The following is a 19,177-nucleotide window of genomic DNA, read 5'->3' as shown; positions in this document are numbered from 1 at the left end:
CTGAGGTTCGCGGCATTCTACTGGAATTGAGGAGCGCTATGGATATCACTGAACTGCTGGCGTTCAGCGCCAAACAGGGGGCGTCGGACCTGCATCTGTCCGCCGGGTTGCCACCAATGATCCGTGTCGATGGCGATGTGCGGCGTATCAACCTGCCGGCGTTGGACCACAAGCAGGTCCATGAACTGATCTACGACATCATGAATGACCGGCAACGAGTGGATTACGAAAAGTTTCTGGAGACCGACTTTTCCTTCGACGTGCCAGGCGTTGCGCGGTTTCGGGTCAATGCCTTCAACCAGAATCGTGGCGCGGGGGCGGTGTTCCGGACCATCCCTTCGAAAGTCCTGACCATGGAAGACCTGGGTATGGGCGAGGTGTTTCGCAAGATCACCGAGGCCCCACGTGGGCTCGTGCTGGTGACCGGGCCGACGGGGTCCGGCAAGTCCACCACCCTGGCCGCGATGATCGATTACCTGAACAGCCACAAGCATCATCACATCCTCACCATCGAGGACCCGATCGAATTCGTCCATGAACCGCGCAAATGCCTGATCAACCAGCGCGAGGTGCACCGCGATACCCAGGGCTTTTCCACGGCGCTGCGCTCGGCCCTGCGGGAAGATCCGGACGTGATCCTGGTGGGGGAAATGCGCGACCTGGAAACCATCCGGCTGGCGCTGACTGCCGCAGAAACCGGGCACTTGGTGTTTGGCACGCTGCACACCACATCGGCGGCCAAGACCATTGACCGGGTGGTGGACGTGTTTCCCGGTGACGAGAAGTCCATGGTTCGTTCGATGCTGTCGGAGTCGTTGCAGGCGGTGATCTCCCAGACGCTGGTCAAGAAGATCGGCGGCGGCCGGGTTGCGGCGCATGAAATCATGCTCGGCACCTCGGCGATCCGCAATCTCATCCGGGAAGACAAGATCGCGCAGATGTATTCGTCGATTCAGACCGGCGGCTCGCTGGGGATGCAGACGCTGGACATGTGCCTGAAGGAGTTGGTGAACAAGGGGCTGATCAGCCGCGAGCATGCGCGGGAGCGGGCGCGTACGCCGGATAATTTCTAGGGCAAGAAGGCAGTACCGCTCTTGTGGCGAGGGAGCTTGCTCCCGCTGGGTTGCGAAGCAGCCCCAAATCAGACGCCACCGTCACCCAGGCATGCACCGTCGGGGCCGCTCCGCGCCCCAGCGGGAGCAAGCTCCCTCGCCACAAGGACCAAGTGGTCTTCAGATCAGCGCTGAACCACCCGCATCGCACCCGGCTCTTTGGGCAGTACCCGCTTGGCAACCACGTAATGGGTGTTCCAATACGGCTTGTTCAGCGTGTCGATGGTCACCGACTTGCCACGGCGCGGGGCGTGGATGAAGCGGTCATTGCCCAGGTAGATGGCCACATGGTTGACTCGCCGGCTCTTGAGCTTGAAGAAAATCAGGTCCCCAGGCTTCAAGTCCTTGCGCTCGACTTTTTCACCGTGGCCGGCTGCCATCGCGTTGGATGTGCGCGGCAAATCGAAGGTGGCGTCGTTGAAGGCGTATTTCACCAGCCCACTGCAATCGAAACCTTTGCTTGGGCTGCTGCCGCCCCAACGGTAAGGTGTGCCGAGTACATTCACGGCGCGGCTCAAGACATTGCTGGTGGTCTTGGTCGCCATGGGTGGCACCAATCGGCTCTGAGCCGTGCTCACGCGCTGGACGCCTTGCTTGTTCTTGCTCGACGGAGCAGAAACATGGGATTTAGGGGTGTAGCCATTGATGTTGGGAAGACGTTGCTCACGGTTGGTGGCGTGGGCGGCCAGTGGCAATAATAGGCAGATGGTCAGCCATGTCTTTAAAAATGGACGCATTAGGCAGGGCTCATAAAGGTTAGCGCGCAACTTTATAACAGCTTTTTTTCGCTTTCCGAGGCCGTTTGTCGATCCGGAACCCAGCATAAACGCCGCACAATACCGTCATTTTGGCCTGATTGTCCGACACAGGCCCCGTAGTACGGGCGTTTCCCCGGCTCGGGTCGACCAGGACCGCTTGTCGGCGAGACACAAAAAAGTCACAAAAAGTCCGAACAAATTTTTCTATCGAGGCAAAAGAGACCATTCATGAACAGCTATCAACAGGACGCAATCCGCGATACCCACAGCAAAGTCATCGGGTATCTGCTCTGGATTTTCGGATTTACCGGCGCTCACCGTTTCTATTACGGCAAGCCGGTGACCGGCACGATCTGGTTTTTCACCTTCGGCCTGCTGGGCATTGGCTGGCTGATCGACCTGTTCCTGATCCCGGCCATGGACCGCGAAGCGGACCTGCGCTTTACCCCTGGCCCCATCGAATACAGCGTGGCGTGGATCCTGCTCACGTTCCTCGGGGTGCTTGGTGTGCATCGCATGTACCAAGGCAAGTGGCTCAGTGGGCTCCTTTACCTGCTGACCGGTGGGGTGTTTTTCCTGGGGGTGCTGTATGACTTCTGGACGCTGAATGACCAGGTCTCGATTCGTAATGCGCAGAAGCGTGGGGCTTTCCATTAAGACAGGTAGATCGTGTCGCCTGCATTTGCGAGCAGGCGCGCTCCCACACTGGATCGAGGGTGTTCACATATCCTGTGTTCACCAAAGATCCCCTTGTGGGAGCGAGCTTGCTCGCGATAGGGACGACGCGGTATCAAACCTGGTGAGTGATCCGCCCATCCATCAGGGTATAGCGCACCACCCCCGGCAGGCTGTGACCCAGGAACGGACAGTTGTCACCCTTGGAGCGCCAGGCTTCACCGGCCACGGTGGACGCGGCGGGATCGAACAGCACCAGGTCCGCCGCGGCACCCACGGCCAGTTTCCCGGCAGGCAATTGCAGCGCCTGGGCCGGGCCGGCGCTCAGGCGTGCCAGCAGGGTCGGTAGATCCAGTAATCCGTCTTCCACCAGTGTCATGGCCAGCGGCAGCAACAGCTCGACGCTGCTGATGCCCGGCTCGGTGGCGCCGAAGGGGGCCAGCTTGGCATCGCGCTCGTGGGGTTGGTGATGGCTGGAAATGGCCGAGATCACCCCGGACTTCACCGCCTCGCGCAAGCCATCGCGGTCGGCGCGGGTGCGCAGCGGCGGCTGGACGTGATAGACGCTATTGAAGTCGATCAGCGCTTCGTCGGTGAGGATCAACTGGTACAGCGCCACATCGGCGGTCACTGGCAAACCACGTGCCTGGGCCTGGGCGATCAGCGCGGCGCCGCGGGCGCTGGTCAGTTGGCTGAAGTGCGCGCGCACGCCGCTTTGCTCCACCAGCAGCAGGTCCCGGGCAAGTGCCACGGTCTCGGCGGTTTCCGGGATGCCCGGCAGGCCAAGGAAACTGGCGGTGGGGCCTTCGTGGGCCAGGCCGCCTTCGGCCAGGTCAAGGTCCTGCGAGTTGAAGATCACCGTCAGGCCGAAGGTCGCCGCATATTCCAGCGCGCGGCACAGGGTACGGGTGTTGCGGAAATTGTTCAGGCCATTGCCGAACGCCACGCAACCGGCATCGCGCAGGGCGATGAGCTCGGCCAGTTGCTCGCCTTCCAGGCCCTTGCTCAGTGCGCCAATGGGGAAGACCTTGGTGTTGCCGGCTTCGCGGGCGCGGTCGAGGATCAGTTCGGCCACGGCCGAGGTGTCCAGCACCGGTTTGGTTTGCGGTGGGCAGCACAGGCTGGTCACGCCACCGGCGGCGGCCGCCCGGGTTTCGCTGATGATGCTGCCTTTGCGGCTGTAGCCCGGCTCGCGCAGGGCGACGTTGAGGTCAACCAGACCGGGGGCGGCTACCAGGCCGTGGGCGTCGAGGGTCTCGACCGCCGCGAAGCCTGTCGGCGCGGCGCCCAGAGCGACGATCTTGCAGGCATCGATATGAATGTCAGTCACTTGATCCAGGCCGCTGGCCGGATCGATCACGCGTGCGCCGAGAATGCTGAGCTTCACTGGGCGTTCTCCTGGTCGAGTTGGCGCTGGGCCGTTTGCCCGCTCATGGCCATGGACAGCACGGCCATGCGGATGGCGATGCCGTAGGTCACTTGGTTGAGAATCACCGAACGCGGCCCGTCGGCCACCGCCGACTCGATCTCCACGCCGCGGTTGATCGGCCCCGGGTGCATGACGATGGCGTCCGGCTTGGCTCCGGCCAGGCGTGCCGTGGTCAGGCCGAACAGGCGGTAGAACTCGCCTTCGCTGGGCAGCAGGCCGCCGGTCATACGCTCGCGTTGCAGGCGCAGCATGATCACCACGTCCACGTCCTTCAAGCCTTCGGTCATGTCGGTGTAGACCTTCACGCCGTACTGCTCGACGCCGATGGGCAGCAGGGTTTTCGGCGCGATTACGCGGATGTCCGGGCAGCCCAGCGTCTTGAGGGCCAGCATGTTCGAGCGCGCCACCCGCGAATGCAGGATGTCGCCAACGATCGCTACCGACAGGTTTTCAAAGCTGCCTTTGTGACGACGGATGGTCAGCATGTCGAGCATGCCCTGGGTCGGGTGGGCGTGACGGCCGTCGCCGCCGTTGATGATCGCCACTTGCGGGCAGACATGTTCAGCGATGAAGTGTGCCGCGCCGGAGTCACCGTGGCGCACGACGAACATGTCGGCGGCCATGGCCTCGAGGTTGCGCAGAGTGTCGAGCAGGGTCTCGCCCTTGCTCGCCGAGGATGTGGACACGTTGAGGCTGATCACATCCGCCGACAGCCGCTGGGCCGCCAGTTCGAAAGTGGTGCGGGTGCGGGTGGAGTTTTCAAAAAAGACGTTGCACACGGTCTTGCCGCGCAGCAACGGGACTTTCTTCACCGCTCGGGCGCCGACTTCGAGGAATGAGTCGGCGGTGTCGAGGATTTCCGTCAGCAGCTCGCGGCGCAGGCCGTCGAGGGACAGGAAATGCCGCAGCTGGCCCTGATCGTTGAGCTGCAGCGGGCGCTTGGTTTCGAGAGGCGTCATCGCGATGGACTCTTACAAGGGCAGTTAAAGGGCAAGGTCTTGCAGTTCGAGTTGCAGCGGCGACGGCCCGGAGAGCTTGACCCGCTCATGGGTGGCCAGCGTCAGCGTCGCGCCGACCACGTTCGGGCGGATCGGCAGCTCGGCGGCGTCCAGGTCCAGCAGGCACACCAGCGTCACGCTGGCCGGGCGGCCATAGTCGAACAGTTCGTTCATGGCGGCGCGGATGGTCCGGCCGCTCATCAGCACGTCGTCGATCAGCACCAGGTGCTGGCCTTCGATCTCGAACGGCAGGGCCGAGGGACGTACTTGTGGATGCAGGCCGTTCTGGCTGAAGTCATCGCGGTAGAAGGACACATCCAGGGTACCCAGCGGCGAATCGCTGCCCAGTTCATCGAGCAAGGCCTGGGCAACCCAGACGCCGCCGGTGCGAATGCCGATGTAGCGCGGTTCGCTAATGCCGCGTTGTTCCAGGTGCGCCGTGAGACGGATCGCCATCTGGCTGATCAGTTCGGCGGGATTGGGCAGGCTCATGCTGGCTCCTTCAGGTTTCCGGGTCGGTGCTGGTGACTCGGTTTATCGCTAAAAGAAAGCGCCTCGCGGCGCTTTCAAAAAATCAGGTTTCGAACAGGGCGGCGTTGGCATCGAGCCAGCCTTGCAGCAGCAGGGCGGCGGCGATGGCGTCCACCGGGTTGTCGCGGTAACTGCCTTTCTGCCCACCGCGGACCAGGCGTTCGCCCTTGGCCTCGAACGTGGTCAGGCGTTCGTCATGGGTATAGAAGGGCAGATTGAAGCGGCCGTTGAGCCGTCGAGCGAACTTCTCCGCGCGCACGCACATGTCGCTGGGCGTGCCGTCCATGTTCAACGGCAGGCCGACCACCACGGCGTCGGGTTTCCATTCCTTGATCAGCGCTTCGACCTGGTTCCAGTCCGGAACGCCGTTCTGTGCTTTCAAGGTGCACAGTTCGCGGGCCTGGCCGGTGACGACCTGGCCGACCGCAACGCCGATCTGTTTGGCGCCGTAGTCGAAGCCCAGCAGCAGGCGGAGAGCCATCAGGCGTGTCCTGCCTGGCTGGTGAGCAAGCTGAGGTTGACGCCCAGCCTGCTGGCGGCCGCTTCCAGGCGCAGTTCGCTGCTGGTGTTGAACAGGATGTCGGCGTCGAACGGGCAGGTCAGCCAGGCATTGTCGGCCAGTTCGGCCTCCAGTTGCCCGGGTTCCCAGCCGGCATAGCCAAGGGCGATCAGGCTCTTTTCCGGGCCGACGCCGTCGGCGATGGCAAACAGCACGTCCTGGGATGTGGACAGCGACACACCGTTCAAATCGACGGTGGCCTGGAATTTGGGACCCGACGGGTGGAGCACGAAACCGCGATCGGTCTGCACCGGGCCACCGATGAAAATCGGCACATGCTGGCACAGCAATGGCGGCTCGACCTCGGGGCGCAGTTGCTCGAGGATGTCCGCCAGGTTCAGCTCCTGTGGGCGATTGACCACCAGTCCCATGGCCCCATTGGCCGTGTGCTCGACGATGTAGGTCAAGGTATGGGCAAAATTCGGATCGGCCATGTGCGGCATGGCGATCAGGAAGTGATGCTTGAGGTAGGTGGGGCTGACGTTTTTCATAGGCGCTAGTGTGGCGGCGTGGGGGCGAACTGACAAGCTGGGAAATGCTTGGGGCTGTCACCAATCCCCTGTGGGAGCGAGCTTGCTCGCGATGCGGTGTGTCAGTCGCCATTCATGCTGAATGATCGATGGCTATCGCGAGCAAGCTCGCTCCCACAGGGTATTGATACTGTCTGAAGATCAGTTACTGGACAGCCGATCACCCCGGGCGAACTTCCAGGTGCGGATGATTTCCAGGCGGTCGATGTCCGACAGGTCACCGGTAAACGGTGCGAAGGGCGCGGCCAGGCGCACGATTCGCTGGGCCGCCTGGTCCAGCAGCGGCTGGCCGGAGGATTCGAGCACCAGCACTTCGTACAGCGAGCCATCGCGGTTGATCGAAACCATCAATCTCAGGTTGCCGTAGATCTGCTTGCGCCGGGCTTCGTCGGGGTAGTTCAGGTTGCCGATGCGCTCGACCTTCTTGCGCCACTCGTCCTTGTACCAGGCGCCCTTGTCGCGCATGGTCGAAGCTGCGCTCAGGCGATGGATGCGCGGGCGCTTGGCGTACAACTGCTGTTCCTGGGCCAGTTCGGCTTCCAGGCTGGCGATATCGCTGGACAACTGCGAGCTGTCGAAAGTCGGTTCTGGCGCCTTGGGTTTCGGATCGGGCTTGACCTCTTCCTTTACCGGGGCTTTTTTCGGCTTCGGCGCCACGGTGGTCACGGCAGCCTTGGGCGCCGTCTCCTGGACCTCCGGCTTGGCCGTGGGCGGCGGGGTCACCTTCTGCACTTTATTGTCTTGAAACGGCGCGATCTCGGTGGTCTTGGGGGTCGCTTTCTTTTCCAGGGTGCCACTGCCCTGCTGGTTTTCCTGGGCCAGGAAGTCCGCCTTCTGTGGCTTGGTTTCGCTCTTGAAGGTGGCCAGGGTGATTTCCAGGGTCTGGCTGATCTGCTTGGGTTCGACCGTGGCAAAGCCGACGCCCAACAACAGCGCCAGGTGGATCAATGCCGCCAGGAAAAGGGTGAAGCCAAGGCGATCAGCCGGGCGCACGCCACGATGGGCGAGCTCTTGGGGCAGATCGGACGGGAGTGTCATGGCAAAAAAACCAACATCGCGGGTTTCACAGGCCGGGCATGATAACGCAATGTTGGTTTTTAACTTCAAGCCTCAAGCAGCAAGCGACAAGCTGCATCAAGCTTGCCGCGTGTGGCTTGCCGCTTGCAGCTGCTTCTCGATGGCGTCCATCAGCATGCCGCCGATGTCCGTGCCGAAGGCATTGTCGATCTCGCGGATGCAGGTCGGGCTGGTGACGTTGATCTCCGTCAGATGCTCGCCGATCACGTCCAGGCCGACGAACAGAAGGCCTTTCTCGCGCAGCGTCGGGCCGACCTGGGCGGCGATCCAGCGATCCTTGTCGGTCAGCGGACGAGCTTCGCCACGACCACCGGCCGCCAGGTTGCCACGGGTTTCGCCGGCCGCCGGGATGCGCGCCAGGCAATAATCGACGGGTTCGCCGTCGATCATCAGGATGCGCTTGTCGCCGTCGACGATAGCCGGCAGGTAGCCCTGGATCATGATCTGTTGCTGGCCATGCAAGGTCAGGGTTTCCAGGATCACCGACAGGTTCGGATGGCCTGCGGTGTGGCGGAAGATCGAAGAGCCGCCCATGCCGTCCAGGGGCTTGAGGATGACGTCGCCATGATGATCGGCAAATTCGCGCAACACGTCCGGGCGACGGCTGACGATGGTGGGCGGCGTGCATTGCGGGAATAGCGTGGCGAACAGCTTTTCGTTGCAGTCGCGCAGGCTCTGCGGCTTGTTGACCACCAGCACGCCGGCGCTTTCAGCTTGTTCCAGCAGATAAGTGGAATACACGAATTCCATGTCGAACGGCGGATCCTTGCGCATCAGGATCACGTCCAGGTCGCTTAGCAGCGCGTCGTTCTCGTCACCCAGTTCGAACCATTTCTCGGGGTTGGCGAAGACTTTCAGCGGCTTCATCCGTGCCCGGGCCTGGCCTTCGGCCTGGTAGAGGTCGCGCTGTTCCATGTAGAACAACTCCCAGCCGCGCTTTTGAGCGGCCAGCAGCATGGCCAGCGAGCTATCCTTCTTATAGGAAATGCTGGCGATTGGGTCCATGACAATGCCGACGCGTACGCTCATGGCTTGGTTCCTCGAAATTTGATGGGCACAAATGGCTGAAAAAGTGGCGTCAGAGTGGCGCCCCGAAGATTGGCGGTCAAGGAAAAACCACCGTACCGAGCGGCGGATAGATCGTTGCTGGAGACTGTGCTAAAAAGGCTGCCATGTGACGTGCGGGCCTTGAACATCAAGGGTTTGCGCTGTCGATCACACTTATGCGTTAAAAACCGGTTCGCAGTAGCAATGGCAGAGCATCTTACGCAGCAGCAACCCAGCGCTTTGAAGGTGATGGTCATCGACGACTCGAAGACCATCCGCCGCACCGCCGAAACCCTGCTGCGCAACGTTGGTTGCGAAGTGATAACGGCGGTCGACGGCTTCGATGCCCTGGCCAAGATCGTCGATCATCATCCAGGCATTATCTTTGTCGATATCATGATGCCGCGCCTGGACGGTTACCAGACCTGCGCCCTGATCAAGAACAACAGCGCCTTCAAGGCGACGCCCGTGATCATGCTGTCGTCCCGCGATGGTCTGTTCGACAAGGCCAAGGGGCGCATCGTCGGCTCCGATCAATTCCTGACCAAGCCTTTCAGCAAGGAAGAACTGCTGGGCGCGATACAGGCCCATGTCCCGGGCTTTGCCGCTGTCCAGTCGCACCAGGCACATTAATGACGCTCGGCCTCGGGCCCGAGGTCCAGAAGAATGGGGAACACCATGGCACGCGTTCTGATCGTCGATGATTCGCCGACTGAGATGTACAAGCTCACTGGCATGCTGGAAAAGCACGGCCACGAGGTCCTGAAGGCCGAAAACGGCGCCGATGGCGTGGCATTGGCCCGCCAGGAAAAACCCGATGCGGTATTGATGGATATCGTCATGCCCGGCCTCAACGGTTTCCAGGCCACGCGCCAGCTGACCAAGGACCCTGATACCGGACACATCCCCGTGATCATCATCACGACCAAGGACCAGGACACCGACAAGGTCTGGGGTACGCGCCAGGGTGCGAAGGACTATCTGACCAAGCCGGTGGACGAGGACACCCTGATCACGACCCTGAACAAAGTGCTGGAAGGCTGACGACGCGGGCATGAGCCACTCCCTGACCGCATTCGAACTGTTGCTTCAGATCGATCGACGCTGCCGGTTGCTGGGCGCGGACCTCCCGTCCCAGCCCATGCACCGGGACAGCTGGAGCGGCATCGGTTTTCGCCTGGGCGAACATTGGTACGTGGCGCCCATGGGCGAAGTGAGTGAAGTGCTGCATGAGCCGCGCCACACCTCGTTGCCCGGGGTCAAGCCATGGGTTCGCGGAGTCGCCAACCTGCGGGGGCGTTTGTTGCCGCTGATGGACCTGTGCGGTTTTTTCGGCCATGAACTGTCCAGCGTGCGCAAGCAGCGGCGGGTATTGGTGGTGGACCATGACGAAGTCTTCGCCGGTTTGCTGGTGGACGAAGTGCTCGGCTTGCAGCATTTTGCCAAGGACAGCCTTGAAGCGATTCCCACGGCCTCCTTGGATCGCCCGGAATCGGCGTACGTCCAGGGCCGTTTCGCCGGCGAGCGGCAATGGCAGGTGTTCAGCCCGTTTGCCTTGGCGCGTTCGCCGGGGTTCATGGATGTGGCGGTTTAACAGGCCGCAGCGCGGCCCCTGTGGGAGCGAGCTTGCTCGCGATGGCGCCAGTGCAGTCAACATTGATGCAAGCTGTACCGCCGCTATCGCGAGCAAGCTCGCTCCCACATTTGAATGGCGGTGGTTTGGGGTTTTGGGGACAGGCGAGAACCGATGATCAAAGCAAAAACAGGCAAGCCACTGGAAGCGTCGCGCAGTCGTTCGCAGATCATCGTGCTGTTCGTCGCGCTGATTGTCTTCATCATGCTGTTGTTCGCCAATTTCGCGTACCTCAACGTCCAGTCCACCTATGACAAACAGTACATCGGCCATGCCGGTGAGCTGCGGGTGTTGTCCCAGCGCATCGCCAAGAACGCCACCGAGGCCGCGGCCGGCAAGGCGGCTGCGTTCAAGCTGCTGAGCGATGCGCGCAACGACTTCGCCCAGCGCTGGGGCTACCTGAAACAGGGCGATCCGGTGACCGGCCTGCCGCCGGCGCCCGCCACCCTGCGGCCGCAGATGCGTGCCGTGCAGTTGGACTGGGAGCGGCTGCTGAAGAATACCGATGCCATCCTCTCCAGCGAGCAAACCGTCCTGTCGCTGCATCAAGTCGCGGCGACCCTGGCCGAAACCGTTCCGCAACTGCAGGTCGAGTATGAAAAAGTCGTCGAGATCCTCCTGCAACGTGGAGCGCCGGCCGCCCAGGTGGCCATGGCCCAGCGCCAGTCGCTGCTGGCCGAACGCATCCTCGGCGCGGTGAATACCGTATTGGCCGGCGATGAAAATGCCAGCCAGGCCGCCGATACCTTTGGCCGCGACGCCGCGCGTTTCGGCCAGGTGCTCAACGGCATGCTGCAAGGGGACCCGACCTTGAAGATCCCCCAGGTACAGGATCGCGATGCCCGGGCGCGCCTGTCGGAAATCAGCGAGCTGTTCGAGTTCGTCTCGGGCTCGGTGGATGAAATCCTCGAGACCTCCCCGGAGCTGTTCAAGGTCCGCGAGTCGGCGAGCAATATCTTCAGCCTGTCGCAAACCCTCCTCGATGAGGCCTCGCACCTGGCCACGGCGTTCGAGAACCTGGCGGGCGGGCGTTCGGTCAACACCATTGGCGGCTATGTATTGGGCCTGCTGGCGCTGATGTCGATTATCCTTATCGGCCTGGTCATGGTTCGCGAAACCAACCGCCAGTTGAGAGAGACGGCGGAAAAGAACGAGCGCAACCAGAATGCAATCATGCGATTGCTCGACGAAATCGAGGACCTGGCCGACGGCGACCTGACCGTCACTGCCTCGGTCACCGAGGATTTCACCGGGACCATCGCCGACTCGATCAACTACTCGGTGGATCAGTTGCGTGATCTGGTGGCGACCATCAACCTCACCGCCGGCCAGGTCGCTGCCGCCGTGCAGGAAACCCAGGCCACGGCGATGCACCTGGCCCAGGCATCCGAGCACCAGGCCCAGCAAATTTCCGAAGCATCGACTTCAATCAATGAAATGGCGCAATCCATCGACCAGGTTTCGGCCAATGCCGCCGAGTCGTCGGCGGTGGCCGAGCGCTCCGTGGAAATCGCCAACAAGGGCAACGAGGTGGTGCACAACACCATCCATGGCATGGATAACATTCGCGAACAGATCCAGGACACCGCCAAGCGCATCAAGCGGTTGGGCGAGTCGTCCCAGGAAATTGGCGACATTGTCAGCCTGATCGACGACATCGCCGACCAGACCAACATCCTGGCACTCAACGCGGCGATCCAGGCGTCCATGGCCGGTGATGCCGGTCGCGGCTTCGCAGTGGTGGCCGACGAAGTGCAGCGGTTGGCGGAGCGTTCCTCGGCGGCGACCCGGCAGATCGAAACGCTGGTGCGGGCGATCCAGGCCGACACCAATGAAGCGGTGATCTCCATGGAACAGACCACCACCGAAGTGGTGCGCGGTGCCCGCCTGGCCCAGGACGCCGGCGTCGCCCTGGAGGAAATCGAAGGTGTGTCCAAGACCCTGGCGGCACTGATCCAGAGCATTTCCAACGCGGCGCAGCAGCAGACCACCTCCGCAGGGCAGATTTCCTTGACCATGAACGTGATTCAGCAGATCACCTCGCAGACCTCGTCCGGCTCCACCGCCACCGCCGAGAGCATCGGCAACCTGGCGAAGATGGCCAGCCAACTGCGCCGCTCGGTGTCGGGTTTCACCTTGCCGCCAGCACCGGCTGGCGATGAGGACAAGCAGTGACTGACCAGCGCTGCACATTGAAAAAACGCATCTGGCGAGGAAGTTTTTGTGGAGAGGGAACTTGCTCCCGCTTGAGCGCGCAGCGCTCATAAAATCCTTGGCCGTTGCGCCCGAGGCGTCGAACCGGCCCAGCGGGAGCAAGCTCCCTCGCCAAAAGGGCTGAGGTGCTCTGCTGCATATGACTGTTGATTTGGAGTGGATATGGGTGATCGGCACGACTACGTGGCCCTGGAGTGGGTCAAGGGCGAGATTGCCGAAACGCTGAGGCAGGCTCATCTGGCACTCAATCGTCCGGAGGACGACCCGCAGGCGCCGGATGCACTTGCCCTATGCCTGGCCTGTATCCATCAGGTCCACGGTGGCCTGCAGATGGTCGAGTTTTATGGCGCGGCGTTACTCGCCGAAGAAATGGAGCAACTGTGCATCGCGCTGCAGGACAATCGTATTGCCCACCGCGACGAGGCCGTCAGCCTGTTGCGCCAGGCCCTGGGCCAATTGCCGGCCTATCTTGAACGTGTGCAAGGCGCCCGTCGCGACCTGCCGCTGGTGGTGCTGCCGTTGATCAACGACTTGCGCAGCGCCAGGGGCGAAAGCCTGTTGTCGGAGACCAGCCTGTTCAGCCCGCAGTTGCCTGATGTCGCGCCTCTCAGGGATGACGCCTTGAAACGGCTCGAACCCGCCGACCTGCCAGGCACCCTGCGCAAGCTGCGCCAAACCTTGCAGGTCGCGTTGGTGGGGTTGTTGCGCGAACAAGACGACGCCACTCACCTCGGCTACCTGGCCAAGGTCTTCCACCGTTTGGAAACGCTGTGCGCCGGGGCGCCACTCAATGCGTTGTGGCAGGTCGCTTCGGCATTGGTCGAGGGCATGCGCGAGGGGCGCATCGCCAACAGCCCGGCGTTGCGCAGCCTGTTCAAGGATGCCGACAAGGAGCTCAAGCGCCTGCTGGTGCAGGGCATGCCAGGCGTCAATCAACCGGCCCCGTCACACCTGGTCAAGAGCCTGTTGTTCTATATTGCCAAGGCCGAACATCCCAGCGGGCAGATGCAGATCATGAAAGAACGCTACTCACTGGACGACGCGCTGCCCGACAGCGCCATGGTCGATGAGGAACGGGCCCGCCTGGCCGGGCCCGACCGCGATGCCATGCGCTCGGTGCTGGCGGCGCTCTGCGAGGAACTGGTCCGGGTCAAGGAACGCCTGGACCTTTTCGTGCGCAGCGATCGGCAGCACGTCACGGAGCTGGACAGCTTGCTGGCGCCCCTGCGCCAGATCGCCGACACCCTGGCGGTGCTGGGTTTCGGCCAGCCCCGAAAAGTGATCATCGACCAGTTGGCGGTGGTCCTGAGCCTGGCCCAGGGCCAACGCGAGCCGGATGACGCGACCCTGATGGACGTCGCCGGTGCCCTGCTCTATGTCGAGGCGACCCTGGCTGGCATGGTCGGCACTGTCGAGCCGGAGAGCCGCGAAGACAACCGTCTGCCGACCACCGACCTGACCCAGATCCACCAGATCGTCATCAAGGAAGCCCACACCTGCCTGCAGCAGGCCAAGGACCTGATCGTCGACTACATCGACGCGGACTGGAACAGCGAGCAGCTCCAGCCATTGCCGGCGCTGCTGACCCAGGTGCGCGGTGCGCTGGCGATGATCCCGTTGACCCGTGCTGCCAGCCTCGTGGAGGCTTGCCACGGTTTCATCCACGAGCACCTGTTGCTCGAGCATGCCCGACCGGGCTGGGAAGAGCTGGATCACCTGGCCGACGTGATCACCGGCCTGGAATATTACCTGGAGCGCTTGAGCGAAGACCCCCACAAGCCTGCCGAGAACCTGCTTGATGGGGTCGAGCGCAGCCTGGGCGCCCTCGGGTATTTCCCCGACGAAGCCCGCGTGCCGTTACTCGATGACGTGCTCAGCCCCAACGAAGCCCAGGTCATGCAGGATCTGCAAGAGCTGGACGACCCGCAGACCGTGCAATCCTTGGCCGAAGTCCTGGCCAGCCCGGTCTCGGCGGTCAACCCGCCGGCGAGAAACATGCCGGCCAGCCTGCTGCCGCCCCCGGCGGACGAAAGCCCGATAGACGATGAGCTGCGCGAGGTGTTCCTCGAGGAAACCGCCGAAGTGCTCGATGTCTTGAACGAGTACCTGCCGCGCTGGGCTGCCCATCCGGACGATCATGGCGCCCTCACAGAACTGCGCCGAGCCTTCCACACCGTCAAGGGCAGCGGCCGGATGGTTCGGGCGCTGATCCTCGGTGAGTTGGCCTGGGCCGTGGAAAACCTGCTCAACCGGGTGCTGGAACGCAGCGTGGAGCCAGGCGCTTCGGTCCGGCAGTTGATTGAAGAAACGGTGCAACTGCTGCCGGCCCTGGTCGCCGAATTCGCCGCGCACCGCCAATCCCAGCGTGACGACGTCGATCGTCTGGCGGCTCGCGCCCATGCTCTTGCCAAGGGCAGCGATGAAGACGATGACGACGAGCGAGACGTGACGGCTCTCGATCCGCTGCTCCTGAACATTTTCGACAACGAAGCCCAAGGGCACCTCGCCACGCTCGATCGCTTCCTTGATCAAGCCGCCGAACAACTGCCGTTGCAGGCCAGCGACGAACTGCAACGGGCGTTGCACACCCTCAAGGGCAGCGCATCGATGGCCGGTGTGCTGCCCATTGCCGAGCTTGCCGGGGCGCTGGACGAGCTGGCCCGGGAATACAAGGCGCATTCGCTGGCGCTGGACCTGGATGAGATTGAACTGCTGCTTGAGGGCGAGGGGCTGTTGAGACGCGGCCTGCGCCAGTTGCACAGCGAACCGTTGGCTTCGATAGCCGGTGCCGCCGACTTGATCCAGCGGGCCCGGGCGCTGCTGGCCGAGCGCTTGCAGGCGGCGGTTGGCGCGGTGGATCAAGGCGCGCGGACCAAGCGTGATCCGCAGTTGATCAATAACTTCCTCGCCCAAGGCATGGATATCCTGTTGGACGCAGAGAACCTGTTGCAGCGTTGGCAGCAGCATCCCGCTGAAAGCCAGGAATTGAGTGCCTTGCTCGATGAGCTGACCACCCTGGGCGAAGGCGCGCACCTGGCCGACCTGCACCCGGTGGACGAGCTCTGCGAAGCGTTGCTCGACCTCTACGGCGCGGTGGAGGAAAGCAGCCTCGCAGTCAGCGACGCCTTTTTCCAGGAAGCGCAACGCGCCCACGAAGCGTTGATCGACATGCTCGACGAGTTGGCGGCCGGCCAGCATGTGCATTCGCGGTCCGAGCGGGTGCAAGCCCTGCGCAAACTGCTCGAAGAGAGTCTCGACCCAGCCGCCACGGGGCTGATTCGCAGCGACGGCAGTCGCACCCTTAGCATCCGCGAGCTGGGACAGGCGACCGCCGAAATGGAGCAGGGCGCGACCACCGAGACCTCGGTCGACGACGACATCGCCTCGATCTTCCTCGAAGAGGCGCAGGACATCCTGGAAAGCGCCGCCCAGGCCTTGCAGCGCTGGCTCGCCGATCCGGACAACGGCGCGCCGCTGTCGTCGCTGCAGCGCGATCTGCATACGCTCAAGGGCGGCGCGCGCATGGCGAATATCCGGCCGGTCAGTGACCTCGCCCAGGAGCTCGAAAGCCTCTATGAGGGACTGGTGGATCGCCGCTACAGCTACAGCGAGGAACTGGCGCAACTGCTCGACAGCAGCCATGCGCGCCTCGATCTTTTGCTCGGGCAGTTGCAGCAAGGCCAGCCACTGGGCGATCCCGTTGCGCTGATCGACGCTATCCACCGGTTCCGCCAGGACCGGCCGAACGCCATCGAGACACCGGGGGCGAGTCCGAGCGATGCCACGGGGCATGACCCGGAGCTGCTGGAAATCTTTCTCGAGGAGGGTTTCGACATCCTCGACAGTTCCGGCGCTGCTTTGCTGCGCTGGCAGGAAGACCCGGGCAACCGCCAGGCCGTGGAAACCTTGCTGAGGGACTTGCATACCCTCAAGGGCGGCGCACGGATGGTGGAAATCGCCCCCATCGGCGATCTCGCCCATGAACTGGAAAACCTTTACGAAGGCCTGTCGGCGGGTCTGCTGCAACCGGGCCCCGAGCTATTTGTCCTGCTGCAAAGCAGTCATGACCGACTGGCGCAGATGCTCGACGCGGTCCGCGCAGGGCAGCCGTGTCCGCCAGGCGATCGGTTGATCGCGCGGATCCACGCGGTGGGCCATCCGCAGGAGAACGAGGCGCCCGAACCTGTTGCAACACCGGAGCCTGCCTCGATCCAGGCGCCAGCAACGCTGCCGTCGCGACCCGAGCCCGCAATGTCGGGCGACGGCGTGGACACAGTGAAGGTCTCCGCCGAATTGCTCGACGACCTGGTCAACCTCGCTGGCGAAACATCGATCTTCCGTGGCCGTATCGAGCAACAAGTCAACGACGCGCGTATTGCCCTGGGCGAGATGGAAACCACCATCGAGCGCATGCGCGATCAGTTGCGTCGCCTGGATACCGAAACCCAGGGGCGCATTCTCAGCCGCCAGCAAGCGGAAGCCGAGCGGTTGGGCTACGAAGAATTCGACCCCTTGGAGATGGACCGCCATTCCCAGTTGCAGCAATTGTCCCGGGCGCTGTTCGAGTCCGCTTCGGACTTGCTCGATCTCAAGGAAACCCTTGACCGCAGCAATCACGACGCGGAAAACCTGCTGCAACAGCAAGGGCGCATCAATACCGAGCTCCAGGAAGGCCTGATGCGTACGCGCATGGTGCCGTTCGAGCGCATGGTGCCGAGACTCAAGCGCATCGTCCGGCAAGTCGCCCAAGAACTGGGCAAGGACGTCGAGTTCGTGGTCGACAATGCCGAGGGCGAGATGGACCGCAACGTGCTCGAACGCATGGCGGCGCCTTTGGAGCATATGTTGCGCAACGCCGTCGACCATGGCCTTGAACCCGCCGATGTGCGTATCGCCGCCGGAAAGCCGGCCAAGGGGCGCATCAGCCTCGACTTGTCCCGGGAGGGGGGCGACATCATCTTCGACATTCGCGACGACGGTGCGGGAGTGCCACTGGACGCGGTGCGGCGCAAGGCGATCAAGCGTGGCTTGCTGGCGCCCGACAGCGACATCAGTGACCGTGATGTGCTGCAGTTCATTCTCCAGCCAGGCTTTTCCACGGCGGAAAAAATTACCCAGATTTCCGGGCGTGGCGTCGGCATGGACGTGGTCCACGAAGAGGTGCGGCAGTTGGGCGGCACCATGTCCATCGACTCGACGCCGGGGCAGGGTGTGCACTTTCGCATTCGCCTGCCGTTCACGGTGTCGGTGAACCGGGCGTTGATGGTGCAGTGCCATGAAGACCAGTACGCAATTCCGTTGAACACCATCGATAGCATCGTCCGGGTATTGCCCGCTGAACTGGACGGCTATTACCAGCTCGATCCGCCCACCTACACCTACGCCGGGCAGCGCTACGAGCTGTGTTACCTGGGGGAGCTGCTGAAAACCGCGGCCCGCCCGAAATTACTGGGGCAAAGCCAGCCCTTGCCGGTGCTGCTGGTGCAGTGCAACGAACGGCACGTCGCGGTGCAGGTGGACGCCACCGCTGGGACCCGGGAGATCGTGGTCAAGAGTCTCGGCTCGCAGTTCTCAGCGGTACGGGGCCTGTCCGGGGCGACAATCCTGGGAGACGGCCGGGTGGTGCTGATCCTCGACCTGCTGGCGCCGATCCGCGCCTTGCCGCACCAGGTGCCGCGCCGCCAGTTGTCTACCCAAAGTGAGAGCGAACCCCAGCGACCGCTGCTGATTTTGGTGGTGGACGACTCGGTGACGGTGCGCAAGGTTACCAGCCGCTTGCTGGAGCGCCATGGCATGCATGTCCTCACGGCCAAGGACGGAGTTGACGCCATGGCCCTGTTGAGCGAACACACGCCTGACCTGATGCTGTTGGACATCGAAATGCCGCGCATGGATGGCTTCGAAGTCGCCACCCAAGTGCGCAACGACCCAAGCCTGGCGCACTTGCCGATCATCATGATCACCTCCCGCACCGGCCAGAAGCATCGCGACCGCGCGATGACCATCGGTGTCAACGATTACCTGGGCAAGCCGTACCAGGAATCGGTGCTGCTCGACAGCATCGCCTACTGGAGCAAAAACCATGGATGAATTTCGCGCCAGTCATCTCACCGGGTTATTGCTGCCCTTGGCCGACCGGCATCTGGTATTGCCCAATGTCGCGGTGGCGGAGCTGATCGACTACCAAAGCAGCGCGTTCGACATGGACACACCGCCCTGGTTTCTGGGCTGGGTGAGCTGGCGCGAACGCCAGATCCCACTGCTGAGTTTCGAGTCGGCCTGTGGCCAGAAAACCATGATCGGCGAGCGCGCGCGCATCGTCGTGCTCAACGCCCTGGGCGGCCGCCCGGAGTTGCGCTTCATTGCCCTGCTGGTCCAAGGCATCCCGCGTTCCTACAAGCTCGACAGCCAGTTGAGCTACGTTGACGTGCCGCTGTGCGGGCTGGAGCAGGCCGCCGTGCAGGTCGGGGAACATGTGGCGAAAGTACCGGATCTGTTGGCGTTGGAGGAGCTGGTGATTGCCGCGGGGCTGTCCCAGAGCTGATATCCGTGGCGAGGGAGCTAGCTTTCTCGCCACGAAAAGCGCTGTCCATCGCGCCGCACTCAACCATTAC

At 62.7% G+C, this 19,177-nt stretch carries 16 protein-coding genes; 8 read left to right on the top strand and 8 right to left on the bottom strand.

Features of this window, described 5'->3' with window-relative positions:
* Positions 1-38: 38 nt before the first annotated feature.
* A complete protein-coding gene (locus J3Q04_RS23835) occupies positions 39-1,073 on the top strand; it encodes a type IV pilus twitching motility protein PilT (protein ID WP_198796877.1) in 1,035 nt (344 codons plus the stop codon).
* A 164-nt stretch (positions 1,074-1,237) separates the two neighbouring features.
* On the opposite strand, the gene J3Q04_RS23830 is transcribed toward J3Q04_RS23835, so the two are convergent.
* Entirely contained in the window at positions 1,238-1,849 is a 612-nt protein-coding gene (locus J3Q04_RS23830) for a C40 family peptidase (protein ID WP_420765030.1), read from the bottom strand.
* A gap of 249 nt (positions 1,850-2,098) precedes the next feature.
* Here J3Q04_RS23830 and J3Q04_RS23825 point away from each other — a divergent pair, with 249 nt between their 5' ends.
* On the top strand, positions 2,099-2,527 hold the full coding sequence (locus tag J3Q04_RS23825) for an NINE protein (RefSeq protein ID WP_434609041.1): 429 nt from the start codon (positions 2,099-2,101) through the stop codon (positions 2,525-2,527).
* A 133-nt stretch (positions 2,528-2,660) separates the two neighbouring features.
* On the opposite strand, the gene J3Q04_RS23820 is transcribed toward J3Q04_RS23825, so the two are convergent.
* The 7 genes from J3Q04_RS23820 to gshB form a co-directional block, all read right to left on the bottom strand.
* Complete coding sequence (locus J3Q04_RS23820; protein WP_434609044.1) at positions 2,661-3,932, bottom strand: dihydroorotase; 1,272 nt, start codon at positions 3,930-3,932, stop codon at positions 2,661-2,663.
* Entirely contained in the window at positions 3,929-4,933 is a 1,005-nt protein-coding gene (locus J3Q04_RS23815) for an aspartate carbamoyltransferase catalytic subunit (protein WP_420765027.1), read from the bottom strand. The genes J3Q04_RS23820 and J3Q04_RS23815 overlap by 4 nt, the downstream gene beginning before the upstream one ends.
* Before the next feature lie 24 nt (positions 4,934-4,957).
* On the bottom strand, positions 4,958-5,464 hold the full coding sequence (gene pyrR, locus J3Q04_RS23810; RefSeq protein ID WP_420765026.1) for a bifunctional pyr operon transcriptional regulator/uracil phosphoribosyltransferase PyrR: 507 nt from the start codon (positions 5,462-5,464) through the stop codon (positions 4,958-4,960).
* An 82-nt stretch (positions 5,465-5,546) separates the two neighbouring features.
* Positions 5,547-5,984, bottom strand: a complete 438-nt coding sequence (gene ruvX, locus J3Q04_RS23805; RefSeq protein ID WP_434609046.1) for a Holliday junction resolvase RuvX — start codon at positions 5,982-5,984, stop codon at positions 5,547-5,549.
* A complete protein-coding gene (locus tag J3Q04_RS23800) occupies positions 5,984-6,553 on the bottom strand; it encodes a YqgE/AlgH family protein (RefSeq protein WP_186612059.1) in 570 nt (189 codons plus the stop codon). Before J3Q04_RS23800 ends, ruvX begins: the two co-directional genes overlap by 1 nt.
* A 180-nt stretch (positions 6,554-6,733) precedes the next feature.
* A complete protein-coding gene (locus J3Q04_RS23795; RefSeq protein WP_420765024.1) occupies positions 6,734-7,630 on the bottom strand; it encodes an energy transducer TonB in 897 nt (298 codons plus the stop codon).
* 96 nt (positions 7,631-7,726) lie between these two features.
* The gene (gene gshB / locus J3Q04_RS23790) at positions 7,727-8,698 is read right to left on the bottom strand and encodes a glutathione synthase (protein ID WP_420765023.1); all 972 of its coding nucleotides are present in this window, start codon (positions 8,696-8,698) and stop codon (positions 7,727-7,729) included.
* 222 nt (positions 8,699-8,920) lie between these two features.
* Between gshB and pilG the strand changes: the two genes are divergently transcribed.
* The 6 genes from pilG to J3Q04_RS23760 all read left to right on the top strand — a co-directional run bounded on the left by pilG (position 8,921) and on the right by J3Q04_RS23760 (position 19,107).
* Positions 8,921-9,349, top strand: a complete 429-nt coding sequence (gene pilG / locus J3Q04_RS23785) for a twitching motility response regulator PilG (protein ID WP_434561813.1) — start codon at positions 8,921-8,923, stop codon at positions 9,347-9,349.
* 45 nt (positions 9,350-9,394) lie between these two features.
* Positions 9,395-9,760: a twitching motility response regulator PilH gene (gene pilH / locus J3Q04_RS23780; RefSeq protein WP_420765021.1), complete on the top strand. Its 366-nt coding sequence runs from the start codon at positions 9,395-9,397 to the stop codon at positions 9,758-9,760.
* 10 nt (positions 9,761-9,770) lie between these two features.
* The gene (locus tag J3Q04_RS23775; RefSeq protein WP_420765020.1) at positions 9,771-10,310 is read left to right on the top strand and encodes a chemotaxis protein CheW; all 540 of its coding nucleotides are present in this window, start codon (positions 9,771-9,773) and stop codon (positions 10,308-10,310) included.
* Between the two features lie 153 nt (positions 10,311-10,463).
* On the top strand, positions 10,464-12,524 hold the full coding sequence (locus J3Q04_RS23770) for a methyl-accepting chemotaxis protein (RefSeq protein WP_434561815.1): 2,061 nt from the start codon (positions 10,464-10,466) through the stop codon (positions 12,522-12,524).
* A 201-nt stretch (positions 12,525-12,725) separates the two neighbouring features.
* Positions 12,726-18,653 (top strand): Hpt domain-containing protein, encoded by a 5,928-nt coding sequence (locus J3Q04_RS23765; RefSeq protein ID WP_434609050.1) that lies wholly within the window; start codon positions 12,726-12,728, stop codon positions 18,651-18,653.
* Positions 18,646-19,107 carry a chemotaxis protein CheW gene (locus J3Q04_RS23760; protein ID WP_434609052.1) on the top strand — a complete coding sequence of 154 codons (462 nt, stop codon included), beginning with the start codon at positions 18,646-18,648 and terminating at the stop codon, positions 19,105-19,107. The genes J3Q04_RS23765 and J3Q04_RS23760 overlap by 8 nt, the downstream gene beginning before the upstream one ends.
* Positions 19,108-19,177: the final 70 nt, after the last annotated feature.

The organism is Pseudomonas sp. D4-21 (assembly GCF_051132125.1).
Taxonomy (GTDB): Bacteria; Pseudomonadota; Gammaproteobacteria; order Pseudomonadales; family Pseudomonadaceae; genus Aquipseudomonas.
Note: the sequence above shows the minus strand (reverse complement) of the source record. Positions and strands in the feature narration are given on the sequence as shown.